15 protein-coding genes and 3 pseudogenes are annotated in these 15,419 nt (G+C 31.9%); all 18 read right to left on the bottom strand.

Annotation, left to right across the window (positions count from 1 at the left end):
- Positions 1–322: 322 nt before the first annotated feature.
- On the bottom strand, positions 323–751 hold the full coding sequence (locus HMPREF2810_RS03135) for a NusG domain II-containing protein (protein ID WP_002363103.1): 429 nt from the start codon (positions 749–751) through the stop codon (positions 323–325).
- Between the two features lie 59 nt (positions 752–810).
- Positions 811–1,382: pseudogene (locus HMPREF2810_RS03130) on the bottom strand (metal ABC transporter solute-binding protein, Zn/Mn family); the annotation flags it as partial.
- 131 nt (positions 1,383–1,513) lie between these two features.
- Positions 1,514–3,073, bottom strand: a pseudogene (locus tag HMPREF2810_RS03120) (polysaccharide deacetylase family protein).
- 347 nt (positions 3,074–3,420) lie between these two features.
- Positions 3,421–3,576: pseudogene (locus tag HMPREF2810_RS03110) on the bottom strand (GTP-binding protein); the annotation flags it as partial.
- 23 nt (positions 3,577–3,599) lie between these two features.
- Positions 3,600–3,749, bottom strand: coding sequence for a 50S ribosomal protein L33 (gene rpmG, locus HMPREF2810_RS03105; protein ID WP_002363099.1), 150 nt, complete (start codon positions 3,747–3,749; stop codon positions 3,600–3,602).
- A gap of 20 nt (positions 3,750–3,769) precedes the next feature.
- Positions 3,770–4,147: a hypothetical protein gene (locus HMPREF2810_RS03100; protein WP_002363097.1), complete on the bottom strand. Its 378-nt coding sequence runs from the start codon at positions 4,145–4,147 to the stop codon at positions 3,770–3,772.
- A 30-nt stretch (positions 4,148–4,177) separates the two neighbouring features.
- The gene (rpmF, locus tag HMPREF2810_RS03095) at positions 4,178–4,357 is read right to left on the bottom strand and encodes a 50S ribosomal protein L32 (RefSeq protein ID WP_002297318.1); all 180 of its coding nucleotides are present in this window, start codon (positions 4,355–4,357) and stop codon (positions 4,178–4,180) included.
- A gap of 14 nt (positions 4,358–4,371) precedes the next feature.
- Positions 4,372–4,632 carry a 30S ribosomal protein S14 gene (gene rpsN, locus HMPREF2810_RS03090; protein ID WP_002363096.1) on the bottom strand — a complete coding sequence of 87 codons (261 nt, stop codon included), beginning with the start codon at positions 4,630–4,632 and terminating at the stop codon, positions 4,372–4,374.
- A 522-nt stretch (positions 4,633–5,154) separates the two neighbouring features.
- Complete coding sequence (locus HMPREF2810_RS03085) at positions 5,155–6,921, bottom strand: ABC transporter ATP-binding protein (RefSeq protein WP_002392324.1); 1,767 nt, start codon at positions 6,919–6,921, stop codon at positions 5,155–5,157.
- Complete coding sequence (locus HMPREF2810_RS03080; protein ID WP_002370903.1) at positions 6,881–8,635, bottom strand: ABC transporter ATP-binding protein; 1,755 nt, start codon at positions 8,633–8,635, stop codon at positions 6,881–6,883. Before HMPREF2810_RS03080 ends, HMPREF2810_RS03085 begins: the two co-directional genes overlap by 41 nt.
- 109 nt (positions 8,636–8,744) lie before the next feature.
- Positions 8,745–9,314 carry an MptD family putative ECF transporter S component gene (locus HMPREF2810_RS03075; protein WP_002363093.1) on the bottom strand — a complete coding sequence of 190 codons (570 nt, stop codon included), beginning with the start codon at positions 9,312–9,314 and terminating at the stop codon, positions 8,745–8,747.
- Between the two features lie 17 nt (positions 9,315–9,331).
- Entirely contained in the window at positions 9,332–10,747 is a 1,416-nt protein-coding gene (locus HMPREF2810_RS03070; protein WP_010706716.1) for an ABC transporter ATP-binding protein, read from the bottom strand.
- Positions 10,748–10,757: 10 nt separating this feature from the next.
- Positions 10,758–11,426 carry an energy-coupling factor transporter transmembrane component T gene (locus HMPREF2810_RS03065; RefSeq protein WP_002358579.1) on the bottom strand — a complete coding sequence of 223 codons (669 nt, stop codon included), beginning with the start codon at positions 11,424–11,426 and terminating at the stop codon, positions 10,758–10,760.
- A 130-nt stretch (positions 11,427–11,556) separates the two neighbouring features.
- A complete protein-coding gene (locus HMPREF2810_RS03060; RefSeq protein ID WP_071623368.1) occupies positions 11,557–12,141 on the bottom strand; it encodes a TetR/AcrR family transcriptional regulator in 585 nt (194 codons plus the stop codon).
- A gap of 328 nt (positions 12,142–12,469) precedes the next feature.
- Positions 12,470–12,703, bottom strand: coding sequence for a metal-dependent transcriptional regulator (locus tag HMPREF2810_RS03055; protein ID WP_002297302.1), 234 nt, complete (start codon positions 12,701–12,703; stop codon positions 12,470–12,472).
- A 14-nt stretch (positions 12,704–12,717) separates the two neighbouring features.
- On the bottom strand, positions 12,718–13,668 hold the full coding sequence (locus HMPREF2810_RS03050; RefSeq protein ID WP_002364865.1) for a metal ABC transporter substrate-binding protein: 951 nt from the start codon (positions 13,666–13,668) through the stop codon (positions 12,718–12,720).
- Entirely contained in the window at positions 13,665–14,507 is an 843-nt protein-coding gene (locus tag HMPREF2810_RS03045) for a metal ABC transporter permease (RefSeq protein WP_002364866.1), read from the bottom strand. The genes HMPREF2810_RS03050 and HMPREF2810_RS03045 overlap by 4 nt, the downstream gene beginning before the upstream one ends.
- A gap of 1 nt (position 14,508) precedes the next feature.
- Positions 14,509–15,228: a metal ABC transporter ATP-binding protein gene (locus HMPREF2810_RS03040; RefSeq protein WP_002363088.1), complete on the bottom strand. Its 720-nt coding sequence runs from the start codon at positions 15,226–15,228 to the stop codon at positions 14,509–14,511.
- Between the last annotated feature and the right edge of the window lie 191 nt (positions 15,229–15,419).

Below are 15,419 nucleotides of genomic sequence, written 5' to 3'. Positions count from 1 at the left end.
TTTTATTTTTCTAACTTAATTTTACAATTCGCGTAACTAAAAACATGCGTGCTAACATACTTGAAGATTTGGAAAAGGATGGTCTTTAATATGCGAAATTTTTCCCTTTTTCTGCCCTTTACACTATATGTAAAAGACAAAACTCATTAGAGCCCTAGAGCCCCAACGGTTTTTTGCAGAATTATTTCACTGCGCCTTTTTGGTAATAATATAACACTGGTAAATATAGATTTTTGCAACCGTTTTACCCAGAAAGAAGACATTACTGTAATCTTACAATACTAAAAATAGTAACCACTTCTCTAAAATAAGTCAGATTTTATTAGTAAATATAATAATCAGGACTTCCTTTTTTCTCAATACTAATAACTAATTTATGGGGTAAGCAAATACTAGTCTGACCAGGATTTGATATCCATCCAGTTCTAACTGCAATCTGATCAGGACTATTATCTTCTCTATCTCGGATCTTTCCATCTTTAATCTCAATAATATTATATTGTCCCTTAGCTGGATAATACTTCACATATTTATGACTGATTTTATCTAAATTAAAGCGATCTACTTCCTTGCCATTAATTCGAACAACAGCATATTTAGTAGTTCCTTGGTTCCCCTTCTCAAGAGAAAAAATAAATAAAGGTATAAAGGAGCTAATAATCAAAATCCCAATAATTATTACGTCTCCTATCTTCATATCAATTTTTCCTAAACCAAGATAGTCAGTTAGGATTGTAATAGTTTTTTTCATAGGAATCCTCTTTCTATGCATAATAAAGAGCAGGTTAAATCTAACTAAAGGAAAACTATCTCATAGCCAGTAGTATAATAATCTTTGTACTCAGCAGCTGTCATGTCTTTATTGAGTTTTGCTTTGTAATCGAAAACTTCATCCAAAATTCCATCTTTTAACAACGGATAAACAGATTGCCATTCACCTGTATAATCACTCAATTCGGGATCCTTCACATCGACATCTTTAAAGTACCCACTAGCAACTGTCTTTTCATCCTTCGCTTCTTTTTCTGGAACTACCTCTTCACCAGCAACCATAGTTGTTTTCTCTAACGCTTTTAGATTGTCTTCCATTACTGAAACATAATCTTCACCATTATTCATTTGTTCTTTTATAAGACTTTCAAGAGGATTCAATACTTCCAATTTTATCCCAGCTTCGTTGGCCAAAGTTTTTGTATCATTAGCATTCTTTTCAAAACAAATATAATTGATATTATTTTTTTGGCATACTCTTTTAATTCAGCGAATTGACCAGAAGATGGCTCTTCTTCAGGACTTAGTCCAGCAATAGGAACTTGTATCAATCCATAATCCAAAGCTAAATATCCAAAGGCTGCGTGTTGTGTCTCAAATACTTTTGCTTTTTCCAGATAGAACTTTAACTAATAAGGATTAGCATTCTTGATACTCTTTATCAATTTGTTTTGCTTAACTTTTTTTCTGAGAGAGAAACTACAAATATAACTTCTTCACGTACCTAGCAATTTAATAACAGTCAGTCTACTAACCGTTCATCATTCATACCAAAATATTGATGTAATGGTTTTTGTTTTCCTGACAATAGTTGATCGATCGTCACAAATTCGTATCCTTCATTTTTTAACATAGTGATCAATCCTGGTACAGCTTTGACTGATTCATGATGGATATCGTGGATTAAGATGATTGCGCCATTAAAGACATTCTGTTTGACAACATTATTGATTGCTTCAGGATTTCTTGTTTTCCAATCTAGCGAATCAATATTCCATTGAATAATTGGCATGCCAATTGTTTCAGCACTTTTTTTATCAATAGCGCCATAAGGAGGACGGATATTGCGAGGCAAGACGCCTGTAGCCTTAAAAATTGCTTTATTAGCTTTATTAGCTTTATTCATTTCACTTTGTAATTCATCTGTCGAAAGTGTATTCAACTGTGGATGAGAATACAAGTGACATGCTACCTCATGACCCTCGTCGTGGACTTGTTTTGCAACATCTGGGTTTTGATCCACCATCTGTCCTAACATGAAAAAAGTAGCCTTCACGTTGTTTGTTTTTAGTATATTCAACAAATCAAGTGTTGAGCTATTATTGGGTCCATCATCAAAAGTAAGAGCGACATACTTTTTATTTTCATCTAATGCAGGTAACGCATCTTTTATACTTTCTTGCGAAACCAGATCTGTATCAATAAAAGGCGCAATGTCTCTGTATTTTAGAGTAACTTTAGTAGTTTCAGTTGTGTTCTTTGGTAGGTCGATGGTCAATTCATCAGGTGTATAAGTCATTTTACTCTCGTAAGAAATTCTATCTATCGTTAATACAGCATCAATTATTTTTTCAAGCTCTTTGGCGTGATCAAGAATGGATTGCTGAATCACCTGTTGAATACCTAAGAGACTTCCTTCATCTGGAATCAAATCCTTATTTGTGATTTCTTTACCAGTTTTTTCGGAAACATAAATGGTTTTCTCAGAAATACTGTCTAGCTTTTTAAAATTTTCCTTACTGCGATCCCAGATAAAACTATCTGCTTCAATTCTATACTGACCAATTTTAGAAGATATTGCTGTTGCTTTTATTCTGGCAACTGTAAGCACTTCTTTTTCACGTTGCTTCTTTTGTTACTTTTGAGCAAGCTCGTCTACGAGCTGGTTTGCATTTTTGAAAGGAACAGTACTTTCATAAACTGGACTGTAAACAAGGCACTTATTTTCTCCGTCATTTATAGTATCTATTTTCGTTGAAATTCCACTTTGGTCTTGCTCTTCTTGGATTGAAGCCATGAGATTTTTTGCAGCAGTTTCATATTTGGTTTGAGCTTCTACTTCTTGCTGTTTTAATGTATAAACAATATAACCGCCAGTAGCGACAATTACTAGAATATGTGCGGTAAACAATGCGAATATATACTTGCTATAATTAGATTTTTTCTTCGGTATTTTTGGTTGTTTGTTTTCGTTTCCGGTTTTGGACTTTACAGCTTCATTCAATTGATTTGTATTTTCACAGATATCAGGTTCTTGTTTGTGACGTTGGCTACGACGTGCATAGGTATTTTTATCAGACATATGACTTTATCTTTCCTTTTATCATCATAAAGTAAAATAAAACAGCGCAATTGTAATAAAAACTAATTTATAGATAATTTTTACAAGAAAGTTTTCTCTATTATTCTTTTTCTTTCGGCGTAGTAATTATTGCTAATTCCTCACCATTTTAGATACTGTGGCTACTTAATGTTCAACTCAGTTTTGATATCATTAGAATTACTAGTTTTGATTTTAGTTTTTGGAATTGTACCCTTCGATAGGTTAATCAGTGTGGTTGCAGTCTTTGAATCACCAATAATGGTCTAGGATTAAAAATATAAACTATTATCCAATCTTGTTCTATTTGATTAAACATACTACTTTAATACCTTTAATTTGTGATCAATTCCAACTTCACCAAACTCATTTTCAATTATAATAATTTCTTCCCTGGGATAGGGTGAGAATTGCAAGGCTTGATTGATTAGCGTTGTTTTTCCAGCACCTAAAAACCCAGAAACGATTGTAACTGGTATGCTCATTTTGTCACCTTTTTACCACTTACCTATTTCACTTCTTTGAAAATTGCCCGCCTGCGCAATTTTGGAGAATACTTTTTTAATTCTAGCCGTTCAGAGTTATTCCGTTTATTTTTGCTGGTGAGATACAGACGTTCTCCAGTTTCGACACATTCCAAAATAATATTTTGACGCATAAATCTTCCTCCTTCAATACTTATCGATCTTCAAGATACGCTTGAATTTGTTGTGCATCTTCAAAATTTAACTCGCCAGATTCCAATTGTGAAACTAAATTTTCTTTCATATCAACAGGTATCTCCCAATAACCATCGATACATTGAAATAACTCCTTGTCATACTCTTCAAAAATTGGATAGATTCTTAAAAACTCATCAAATGATAACCCTTGATCCTCGTAGTAATCCTTGACTAATCCATTTTCAATTGCCTGTTGGGTCGGCAAACCCGTTTCAGTAATAATTCCTCTCTCTACCATTGAACGATAAAAAGTACTTTTATCTAGCGATTGTTGGGTCGTTTCAAGATAATACTTTAATCCTTCTTCAACTAAAGGTGGGTAAATAATTTCCATTTTGGTTCCCTCCTAAAAGTTATATATAAACTATTTTGAAGCTCCTTTAATTACTTTCTTTCCATTATAGTACCCTTTTAAAGATACATGATGGCTACGTCTATAATCACCATTCGCCTCGTCAAATGAAATTTCTGGTTTTACTACAGTTTGATGAGTTCTTCTTAACCGTTTCTTCGCCTTAGATGTTTTTCTTGCTGGTACTGCCATGATATTTCCTCCTCTTACCAACTTGCTTTTTTTACTCCAGGAATCAACCCTTGATGGGCAAGTTCTCTAAACTTAATACGGGACTTTCGCATATACCCTCTTGGACGACCATCCGTCTGATCACGAAGCCTCAGACGATTTGGATTTGAATCTCTTGGCAATTTAGCGAGAGCGGTGCGATCTCCTGCGGCTTTTAATTCCTGACGTTTATCTGCATACTTTTCAATCATCGCCATTTGTTTCTTTGCTTTAGCAATTTTCGACTTTTTTGCCATATACCTTTATACTCCTTTTATTTTGATTTAGACACCTCAAATCGTAAACGTTACGTTTTGACGCTGATACTTTACCAACAAGAGTTGCTCTTGTCAACAATAAATAACATGAAATAAAACTCATATGAATAGATAACTATTTGAAAACGAATTTATCGGTGCATAGAGATAATCAGATTATTAAAAAAAACATGTAGTTTAAGCTCTGAAAAATAAGAATTCACTTTTATTAGTCAAGTCAAACATAAATACCGTTTTAAGTAGCTTTTCCTCTACTTAAAGCGGCAATATGAAAGAAACTATAACTTTTTATTCAATCTTTTATGCTTAACTGGTTTATCGCCAATTTTTTAAAACTTTGATTATTCCTTATATTATAAGAATAGACATTAAGTGAACTAATTCACCCATACTGATTCTTTCGTGTATTCAAAATTAGATGCTGTTTAATAAAATTATTCTTTTTGAAAAAGAATTATAACTATATCCCAAAACTTGTAGGTTAATTTAAAGCCTATTTCATCATCGTGATTGAGCTTCTTTTTCATAGACGAATTTCTCAGATAGTTTAGTTTTCTTTATGAGATTTTTGTATATTTCTGATCTTCGATACAACTCACTATGAGTACCTTGATCAACTACTTTTCCTTGATCCATCACTACAATTTTATTTACCTTTTCAATAGACTTCAAGCGGTGCGATATAATTAGTACTGTCTTATCTTGTATTAAACGATTTAAACTTTCCTGAATACGTTTTTCATTTTCCACATCTAAACTGGCAGTAATTTCATCTAAAATTAAAATTGGCGCATTTTTCAAAAAAGCCCGTGCTATGGATAGGCGTTGTCGCTCTCCTCCAGAAAGCGAACTTCCGTTTTCTCCGACCAATGTATGATAACCGTCAGGTAGTTTTTCAATAAAGTCTTCGCAGTTAGCTAAACGAGCTGCTTTTTTCACTTCCTCATCTGACGCTTGACTATTTCCAATACGTATATTTTCCAAAATACTTGTATTAAACAAAGTTACCTCTTGAAAAACAATAGCGATTTTGCTAAACAAAGAAGCTGGAGATACACGTTTAATATCATACCCATCAATTAAAATACAGCCTTCATCATAATCATACAGTCTAGACACTAATTTCAAGATACTAGTTTTCCCGGAACCACTAGCACCTACTAACGTAGTCACTTCTCCTTGTTTAGCCGTAAACGAGATATGATCTAAAATTGGGGTATTGTTATCATATGAGAAAGAGACATCTCGCAACTCAATGTCAAAAGATTTCAGAGAACTATCTGATCCCTCTTGGATACTAGTTTCCTTCATAGCTCTAATTCGCTGTATTTTAGGAGCTAAATAAAATATTTCAAGCACTCCTTCTTTCATAGAATCGAAGGAATCCTTTATTTTTATTGCGGCTAGTAAGTAACCAACGACGTAGAGTATAGTCACTTCACCCGTTAACAGTAAGTGAACGCCTACTAGAATGACTACTGCTAAACTAACATATGAGAAAATAGAGGATAAGGCCATGACTGAAAAAGTACTTAATTCTACCTTTAAATGAATCCTTTCACTCTCTTCCATTTTTTTGAAAAGTCTGTCTTGAACTTTTTTAGATAGATTAAAGCTATTAATCTCTTGCTGCAATTCAATAGTTTCTTGAAATTCTTCCGAGTTTTCTCTCAAAGTATCGTAATATTTAGTATTGGCTTTCGTTTGGGATTTCTTTGATAACAAGATTAAGACAAAACTAAATAACGTTGGCAAAATAACAGCTAATCCCATTTTGACATTACCAACCAAAAGCATCACTGAAATAAAAGGGAAAAACAGAGCCATACCACCGGATTTAGGTATTGCATGACTCATCGCATGCTCAATACCTTCAACGTCAGACATGATAGTTTGAGATAAATCTGATAAATTATGTTTTGAAAAATAGGATAATGGTAAATTTGACAAATCGTCTGCAATTTGCACTCTTAAATGCGCACTTTCTTTATAAGTACTATTATATAAGTTTTCATACTCCCTATCTAACAACCAATACATGAAAAGCAAAGTAACAAACGATACGGCAAAATAAAGCCAATGGGGCTTTGCATTTTCTAAAACTAATTCGTCTATCAGCATCATTAAAATGAATGCTGGTACCATATTAATGCAGTATACAAAAAAACTAGAAATAGAAGCTTTAGTTAAAGCTTCTGCGCCCTGATCAGTTAAAGCAAATTTTTTTTTATAAAAACTTTTCATTGTCAAGCCTCCAATCATTTGCATTCTCATAATTAGTGACCAATTGTTTATACACTCGATGTTTAGCCATTAATTCATTATGATTTCCACGTTCTACTATTTTCCCTTCTGACAAGACAAGAATTTCATCTACAGATTTAATGCTGGATAATCGATGAGCTATCATAATAACTGTTTTTTCTTTCATCAAATATTGAAAAGCCTTTTGTAGTTCATACTCATTATCTGGATCAATAGATGCACTGGCTTCATCCATAATAACAATCTTTGCATCTTTTAAAATTGCTCTGGCAATAGCTATACGTTGTTTTTCTCCTCCTGACAGATAAACTCCTTTACTACCAATTAAGGTATGCTCTCTTTCGGGAAATTTTTCTAAAATCGATTCGCAACCGGCTAATCTTAGCGCGTCAAATACTTTACTTGCTGGCGCTTGAGGATTTGCTATAGAAACGTTATCGTAAATACTCTGATTGAATAGTTTCGTATCTTGAAAGACAAAAGCAATTGTGTTAATAATCGTGTCTTTTGAATAGTGATTTAAAGGCTTACCACCAATTTTAATCTGTCCCTTATCCACATTGTAGAAACCTGAAATTAGTTTAGCTATCGTACTTTTTCCGCTTCCTGATTTTCCTACTAATGCATAAATTCTTTTTTGTTCTAAAACTAAGTTGAAATTTTCTAAAACACACTCTTCTTTGTATGAAAAGCTGACATTTTCAAATGCAATGTCACAATTTTTAATCTGTGTCTCGTTCCCATATTTTAGTTGGTCTTGCTTCATTTCTAAATAAAGGGAGTCTAGTGTTTCGACTGCATATCTTGCTTCAAACAAGTGCATGCTTACATACATTATTCTCATGAAAGAAACAAAAATAATTCCACTTAAAAAAAACAACATCAACAAGTCAACAGCTAATATCTTGGGAGTGGTAAGAGAAGTTATAAAAAAGGTTATAGGAACTATCAAAATGCAAACTATACCAAAAAATAGCCATTGAAAAAGAATAAAAGGTGTTTTCCCACTCAAAGAATACTTATATGCAAACTTAGCATAATCGTTAATTGCTTTATTCAAGGCTTTAAATGATGTTACTTTAGCACCAAATATCTTTATAACTTGAATTCCGCGGATATATTCTACCGTTTCAGAGCTTAACACATCTAACGAATCTTGATATTTTTGAATAAAATTTGTATTCCCTGTCATTTTCTTTAACAAGAATACACCAATTACTAACATGGCGATTAGAACCAATCCAATTTTAAAGTTAATGAAAAAGCCTAAGGCAACTGATAAAACAGGTGTTACTATGGCTTGAGCACTATCTGGAATCAAGTGAGCAATTGCCATATGTGTTTTAGCCGCGTTGTCATCAATTGTCTTTCGAATATATCCCGAAGAATTTAAATCAAAAAAACGAAAACTTGCTCCTGTTAAACCGCTAATTCCCTTTTTTCTCAAATTAGTCTCTAAGCGAAACCCAAGGATATGAGAAAATAAGCCAGAAAAAATATAGAATAAAGCTCCTAAAGTTAACCAAGCAACAGTTTGAACCGAATAACTCTTAGCTAAATATTCATCTCCTACAATAATTAGAGACTGAAGAAATTTGTAAATACTGTAATATCCATAGACTGTTAATACGACAGAAAAACCAGAAAATAAAGTGGCTAACCATCCGTAGCATTTCTTTTTAGGGACATAACTAAATAATTTTTTGTATACTTTCATTTTTTTCTCCCCCGCAATCAATTTCTTCTCTTATTCGTTTACGACTGTTAATGCTTTCCGTAATAGCGTAAATTAGAGATGTATAAACAGATAGAAGGTAAACTACGTTCTATTTTTTGTATTTTTTTAAGACTTTTCTTCCAATCAATACACCAATCATAGATAAACTTGCTACAACTAACACTGAAATGATTCCCCATATACCCACCGCGTAGTGGATCATTGCATCCATTGTTGCAGCAGATTGTCCTCTATCTATCCAGTCTTGACGAAAACGATCTGTAAAGAACCATATGGGAATCCACTGTCCGGCAGCACTGCCTAATTGCATTAGAGCCCAAGACACAACTTGAGGAATTGCTCGATCATATCCAAATACGGATAGAATAATATCAGCTAAGATCGCCGTACTAATCGAACTGATAAACCAAGGTAAGTACGCCCCACCCATTAACGTAAAAAATAATAACAAAACTATTGTGTAAATAGTAAAAATTCCTTTTCTAGAGTAGTTATAACTAATATAAACAAATATGATTCCAGATAATAATCCAAAAATCCCTGGGGATATGCTGTGACCAAACGCCCCACCAATACTACTAATCATTATTGAAAAAAAGTAAATTACTAGGGAAATAACTGTAGCTAAACCAATAAAAATATAATCTTTTGTTTTCATATATATTCTCCTCAATTCTATTTCGTTATGTCATTAAAAATCTGTTCTATCAAAGTTGAATCTTCTACTCTAAGTTTTATATCTTTTTTTATTCCACCATTTTTTAAATAAATAATTCTATTGCATGTTTTATAAAGAAATTCCGGATCATGAGTGGCTATAACTACTGCACCCCTTTCTTTTAAGTCTTTAATAAGGTCAGCAATCCTTTCCATATTGATATAATCCAACCCACTTGTAGGTTCATCAAATAGAAATAAATTAGTTTTTGACAATGAAGCTATAGAAACCAATAATCTTTGTTTTTCTCCACCGGATAAATCAAACGGTAATTGATCTTTCATTTTATAAAGTTCCATTTTTTTTAAAATTTTTTCTTGCTGATCTTTACTAACTATTTCATTCCCAAGGGCTAACTCGCTCCTCACTGATTCTGTGAAAAATTGGTAATCCATTTCTTGCATTACTAAAAACGGCGATGACAAATTTTTTTTATTTTCGATTATCTTTCCTTTGGTAGGGCGAATAATCTTCATGAGTATTCTTAGTAAGGTTGTTTTCCCCACACCGTTTTTCCCTACCAAACCAATAACATCTCCAACTTTGACATCAAAATTTATGTCTTTTAGAATATTTTCATAAGTAATTTCTTCAACTTTTAATACATCTGCACTTGCCTTTTCGATATAGGGAACTTCAATCGAACTATTAAAAATGTCAAATTTCCTTAATGCGTTATTGTTTTCAGTTTTTAACAACTGAATAGTTGTAGTTTTTACAGTTCTATTTTTAACAAATAGAACTTGATCAATTAATTCTTTCAAATAGTAAAAACGATGTTCAGCTATAACAATAGTAAATCCTTTATTTTTTAAATCACAAAGTAAGTCAGCAAGTTTCTTAGTCGCTTTGAAGTCCAAATTTGAAGACGGTTCATCCAATATAATTAATTTAGAGTTTAGCGATAAACTACATCCAATAGAAATTTTCTGCCGTTCACCACTTGATAGCGAAAAAATGTTTTTATCTAATATATTTGAAAGATCTAATAATTCAGCTAATTCATTGATTCTTTTATCCATATGCTCTTTTGTAAATCCAAAGTTTTCCATCGAAAATACTAACTCACTCGTTGTATTTGTTGTAAAGAATTGTCCTCTAGGATCTTGACTTACGTAGCCAATATTTTTTGATATACTTTCTTGTGTTAAGGATTTTAGCGAGTTATTTTCAAATAAAATTTCCCCAACCAATTTTCCGTCATAAAGTCTTGGAATAAGTCCATTCATTAACTTTAATAGTGTGGATTTCCCACTCCCAGAAGAACCAGTAATCAATGTAAGACTGCCTTTTTTTATTGAAAAATTAAGGTCAACAAGCGCTTGTTCCTTAACATCCTTATATGAAAAAGAAACATTGTTAAATTCAAACAATTCTTTCACCTCAAATCAAAATACTTAAGAAAAAAATAGTAACGGAAAACAGGATGATATAGTCTAATAAGCTCATGTTTGTTTTATAGTAAGAACTTCTTTTCACAGGAGATTCTATCCCCTTTGTTATTGCATTAGCGGTCATTTCTTCAGCAATCATAGTTGCACGTATAAGAACGGGAACTAACAGAAATTCCAAATATTGCAGAGGCTGAAAAAAAGACAAGCGAATGTTTCTCATTTTTAAAGATTCTTTAATCATTCTTATTTCAGAACGATAAGTCGGAAAGAATCTGATCACTACTGTAATACTTAACATTATTTTTTTCGGTAAATGTATTTTTTCTAAAGAGGATAATAATTCATTGCTAGTATAGACACTAACCAACAACCATGAAATCATTACGACCGGCAACATTCGAAATACAATATATAAGGATGTCCCAAAAAAAATAGTAAAAAACTCTATCTTGATAGCATCAATAATTTTCATTGCTAAAAACAGAACTGAATAAATCAAGATGAAATAAATACATGTCTTTATTTTACGAAACATCAATACTAAAACTGTAGCAATAATGAAACACCCCACTTGAAATATATTTCCCTTTCCTAAAAAAATAATGACCGGGAAAAAAATATTTAAAGTAATTAAGGTTAACGGATTGATTTTTGACACTCTTTCACCTCCAAAAAATAAGATCGCACTGTTATCTTAAGCTGATAAAAATGTACCGTTATTCAGATAACAGTGCGATCTTATCAAAAAGCATAACTGAGAACAATTCTCAATGCAAGCTTTTTTTTAATTAACTCAGTAATTCAATCCACCCAGGAACAGAAAATCGATACAATCTTCTGGTTAATAGCATAGTCTTTTCTTTTGAATAGCTATGCTTCAATATATCATAGAATGTAGCGTAGAATGAGTAAATGTAGAAGTGGATTTCTTCTTCATTAAAGACTAAATTTTGATTGATCATTCCGATAGTCTTTAACTTATCTAGACAACAGACTGTCTTTTTTGTCACAAATGATGTAATTTTTTCAACAATATCTTGATATTTGGTTCCAGCTGATTGGAATAAAACCAAATCGAATATACGTTTATTCTCAAAAATATAATTAATAAATGGATCTAATTCATTGAAGTTCTCTCTCCAACTTTTCTCTATATCTATATTTTCTAAGTTTAAGAGGTATTTGGTAAACTCTTCATTATACATGTTAATAAGCGCATTAATATGCGGCTGAATAATTTCTTCAAATAACGCTTCCTTAGAAGTAAAATGTTTATAAAAAGCACCCGTAGTTACGCCTGCGGTCAAGCACAGTTGCCTTATCTTAGTTTGCTGAAATCCTTCTTTTTCAAAATGGCTTAGTCCACTTTCTATTAATTTTTGGTGAGTTGTAATATAATCTCTGGTTTCTATGGGTACTTCCTCCTAATAAGATGAATTAACTATATTATATTACACAGGACTTGAAGTTTCAATCGTTCGTCTATTACTGAACTCATTCCTTAGAGCTAAACTAATGAGAAAGAGCAAAATAACTGATACAAAAAGCAATCCTACAAGAATTAATAGACTCATCTAAATCATTCACCTTTTCTAAAATAATCCGAGAAAGATTTAAAAAAATTATATCCAGTTATTAGGATAAGTCCTATCATAATCACTCCAATAGCCATTTTCTTATCCTCCCTAAAAATAAAGTCTTTTACTTAAAACCTTTTTTGTAATCGTCAATAAATTTTTTCCCTTTATCAGTTAATTGAAATCCTATATCTAAATAGTCCTCATATCTAAGTTTAGCCAGCATCTCACTTACAGATGCTGGACTAACACTTAGAACTTTTGCTAAATCATTATTTTTTAATTTCTTTTTTCTTTTTGATAATTCCTGAATTGCTAGTAAATAAATTAGTATAGTAGTTGTTTTAATTTGTACCATACCTACCCTCCAAATTATTTCGAAAGGCCTTCAGCAATTTTATCCAGGTTCCATTTCATCATCGCATAGTAACTATCACCATCTTGTCCTTTTTCTGCAATTGAATCAGTAAAAATCGTTGAATAGATAGGAATATTGGTATCTTTTGATACTGTTTTCATTGGTCTATCGTCCACACTGCTTTCCACGAATAAGGAGGGAACTTTTGTTGTGCGTAATTTTTCAACTAAGTGTTTTATTTGATCTGGTGTTCCTTCTTCTTCAGTGTTGATTTCCCAAATGTAAGCAGAAGGCACATTATACGCTTTCGAGAAATATTTAAAGCATCCTTCACTTGTAACAATCATTTTTTTATCATTCGGAATTGAAGCAAATTTAGATTTAGCTTCTTTGTCTAGAGAATCCAATTTTTCAATATACTTATCTAGATTTTCTTTATAGAATTTTTTATTATCAGGATCTTTTTCCGCTAACTGTTTTTCAATATTTTTAGCGTAAATAATACCGTTTTCTAAATTTAACCAAGCATGGGGATCTTCCTTCCCTTTCTCACTCTGACCCTCTAAGTAAATAACATCTATGCCATCACTTGCTGCAAAATAGTCTTTGTTTTCCTCTTTGTTCGCATTTTTAACTAATTTTGTAAACCAAGCATTTCCTCCAGTTTCCAAGTTAACACCGTTATAAAAAATCAAATCTGCTTTTGAAGTTTTTTGAACATCTTCAGGCAAAGGTTCATATTCGTGGGGATCTTTCCCAATAGGTACGATACTGTGTAAATCAATTTTATCTTTTGCTATATTTTCGGTAATATCTGCTAAAATCGAATTAGTAACTACTACTTTTAATTTTTCGTTCGAAGCCACTTTATCTTTGTCTTTACTATTTATTGAACATGCCCCGAATATAAAAAGAGCAATCAAAATCCCCAGACTTCCCAGTACTGCTTCCCATTTTCTCATCATAACTTTCTCTCCTTCTTTCTTAAAAATTTTTGTTTTGGTGAGATTAGAAAACTAATTACAAATAAGAATGCCGCTGTTAAAACAATACTTGATCCTGCTGCTATATTAAAACTATAACCAATAAACAATCCAAGCAATGATGAACTTGCTCCGACTGTTGCAGAAATAAATATCATAGTTTTCAAGCTATTTGCATATAAATATGCTGTAGCTGCTGGTGTAATTAACATTGCAACAATTAATATAGTTCCCACACTTTGCATAGCTGTTACTGCTACTAAAGTTAATAGAACCATCAATAGATAATGATAAAAACTGACATTCATCCCTATTGCTTTTGCCATTAATGGATCAAAAGAAGTGATTAATAATTCTTTAAAAAATAGAACTACTATAACCAACACTAAAACCGAAACGCCAATTGTAATCCACTTATCAATATCTTGTACAGCTAAAATATTTCCAAATAAAATATGAAATAAATCCGTTGAGCTATTTGCAACTCCTATAAGGATAACTCCTAGTGCTAAAAAAGAACTGAAAGTAATACCAATTGCTGTATCTCCTTTTATTACACTATTGCTTTTTATAAAAGTAATAATGATAGAAGCTAATAGACCAAATACAATCGCACCAATAAAAAAATTAATACCTAAAATATAAGAAATTGCTACTCCTGGCAAAACAGCATGAGAAATAGCATCACCCATAAGAGACATTCCTCTTAAAATAATAAAACAACCTACTGTTCCAGAAACAATCCCTATAACTACAGATGTAATTAGAGCATTCTGTAAAAAGTGAAAGTCATACAGACCATTAATAAAATTTTGAAGCATATTATTCCCCCTCTCCAATAAATATAGTATCTCCATAGGCTTTTTTTAAATTCTCTTCATTAAATACAGATTCTACACTTCCGTGAGCAATTAGATTTCGATTCAAAAGAATAATATTATCAAAATACTTCTTTACCTTGCTTAAATCATGATGCACAATTAGCACTGTTTTTCCCTGATGTTTCAATTCTTTTAACGTATCCATAATTATTCGTTCACTAACTAAGTCTATCCCTACAAATGGTTCATCTAAAAATATGAAATCTGCATTTTGAGCAAGACATCTTGCTAAAAGTACACGTTGAAATTGTCCTCCAGATAATTCTCCTATTTGATGATTAGAATATTTTCCCATATCGACCTTTTCCAAAGCCTTTGAAACTCTTTGCCATTCTGCATTTTTAATTCTTTGAAAAACTTTCATTCCGGCATATGTTCCCATAGATACACATTCTTTTACTTTTATTGGAAAAGTAAAATCAATATCAGCTTTTTGTTCTACATATGCAATCTTTACCAGTTTTTTATTGATGTCTTCATTATTAATGGAGACATCTCCCTGATGAGGTATAATATTTAACATTGCTTTAAGCAATGTAGATTTTCCAGCACCATTTGGACCAATAATACCTGTTAAAGCACCTTCTTGTATTTTTAAAGAAATCTCGTTCAATGCTAAAAAATCGTTATAACAAACAGTAAGCTTTTTCACTTCTAACATAACTTTCTCCTTCTAAATGATAATGATTATCATGATTACATGGTATACAAAAAAAATATTTTAGTCAAGCCTAAATTTTAAAATTTGGATTTTTTCTGTTGTTGAAGATTAGGATGATAAAATTATTTGAAAACTACTTGTATAGCAAGTAGTTTTCAAAACGCGAATTGTAAAATTAAGTTAGATAAATA

It is taken from the genome of Enterococcus sp. HMSC078F03 (assembly GCF_001811595.1).
Lineage (GTDB): Bacteria > Bacillota > Bacilli > Lactobacillales > Enterococcaceae > Enterococcus > Enterococcus faecalis.
The sequence above is the reverse complement of the archived record's forward strand: the minus strand, read 5'-3'. Positions and strand labels throughout refer to the sequence as shown.

What these genes read in the sequence shown, in the direction of transcription:
- HMPREF2810_RS03050 (WP_002364865.1), bottom strand. Translation starts at nt 13,668, where the DNA reads ATGATGAGAAAATGGGAAGCAGTACTGGGAAGTCTGGGGATTTTGATT.
- HMPREF2810_RS03045 (WP_002364866.1), bottom strand. Translation starts at nt 14,507, where the DNA reads ATGCTTCAAAATTTTATTAATGGTCTGTATGACTTTCACTTTTTACAG.
- HMPREF2810_RS03100 (WP_002363097.1), bottom strand. Translation starts at nt 4,147, where the DNA reads ATGGAAATTATTTACCCACCTTTAGTTGAAGAAGGATTAAAGTATTAT.
- HMPREF2810_RS03075 (WP_002363093.1), bottom strand. Translation starts at nt 9,314, where the DNA reads ATGAAAACAAAAGATTATATTTTTATTGGTTTAGCTACAGTTATTTCC.
- rpsN (WP_002363096.1), bottom strand. Translation starts at nt 4,632, where the DNA reads ATGGCAAAAAAGTCGAAAATTGCTAAAGCAAAGAAACAAATGGCGATG.
- HMPREF2810_RS03040 (WP_002363088.1), bottom strand. Translation starts at nt 15,228, where the DNA reads ATGTTAGAAGTGAAAAAGCTTACTGTTTGTTATAACGATTTTTTAGCA.
- HMPREF2810_RS03055 (WP_002297302.1), bottom strand. Translation starts at nt 12,703, where the DNA reads ATGGTACAAATTAAAACAACTACTATACTAATTTATTTACTAGCAATT.
- rpmF (WP_002297318.1), bottom strand. Translation starts at nt 4,357, where the DNA reads ATGGCAGTACCAGCAAGAAAAACATCTAAGGCGAAGAAACGGTTAAGA.
- rpmG (WP_002363099.1), bottom strand. Translation starts at nt 3,749, where the DNA reads ATGCGTCAAAATATTATTTTGGAATGTGTCGAAACTGGAGAACGTCTG.
- HMPREF2810_RS03085 (WP_002392324.1), bottom strand. Translation starts at nt 6,921, where the DNA reads ATGCAAATGATTGGAGGCTTGACAATGAAAAGTTTTTATAAAAAAAAA.
- HMPREF2810_RS03135 (WP_002363103.1), bottom strand. Translation starts at nt 751, where the DNA reads ATGAAAAAAACTATTACAATCCTAACTGACTATCTTGGTTTAGGAAAA.
- HMPREF2810_RS03080 (WP_002370903.1), bottom strand. Translation starts at nt 8,635, where the DNA reads ATGAAAGTATACAAAAAATTATTTAGTTATGTCCCTAAAAAGAAATGC.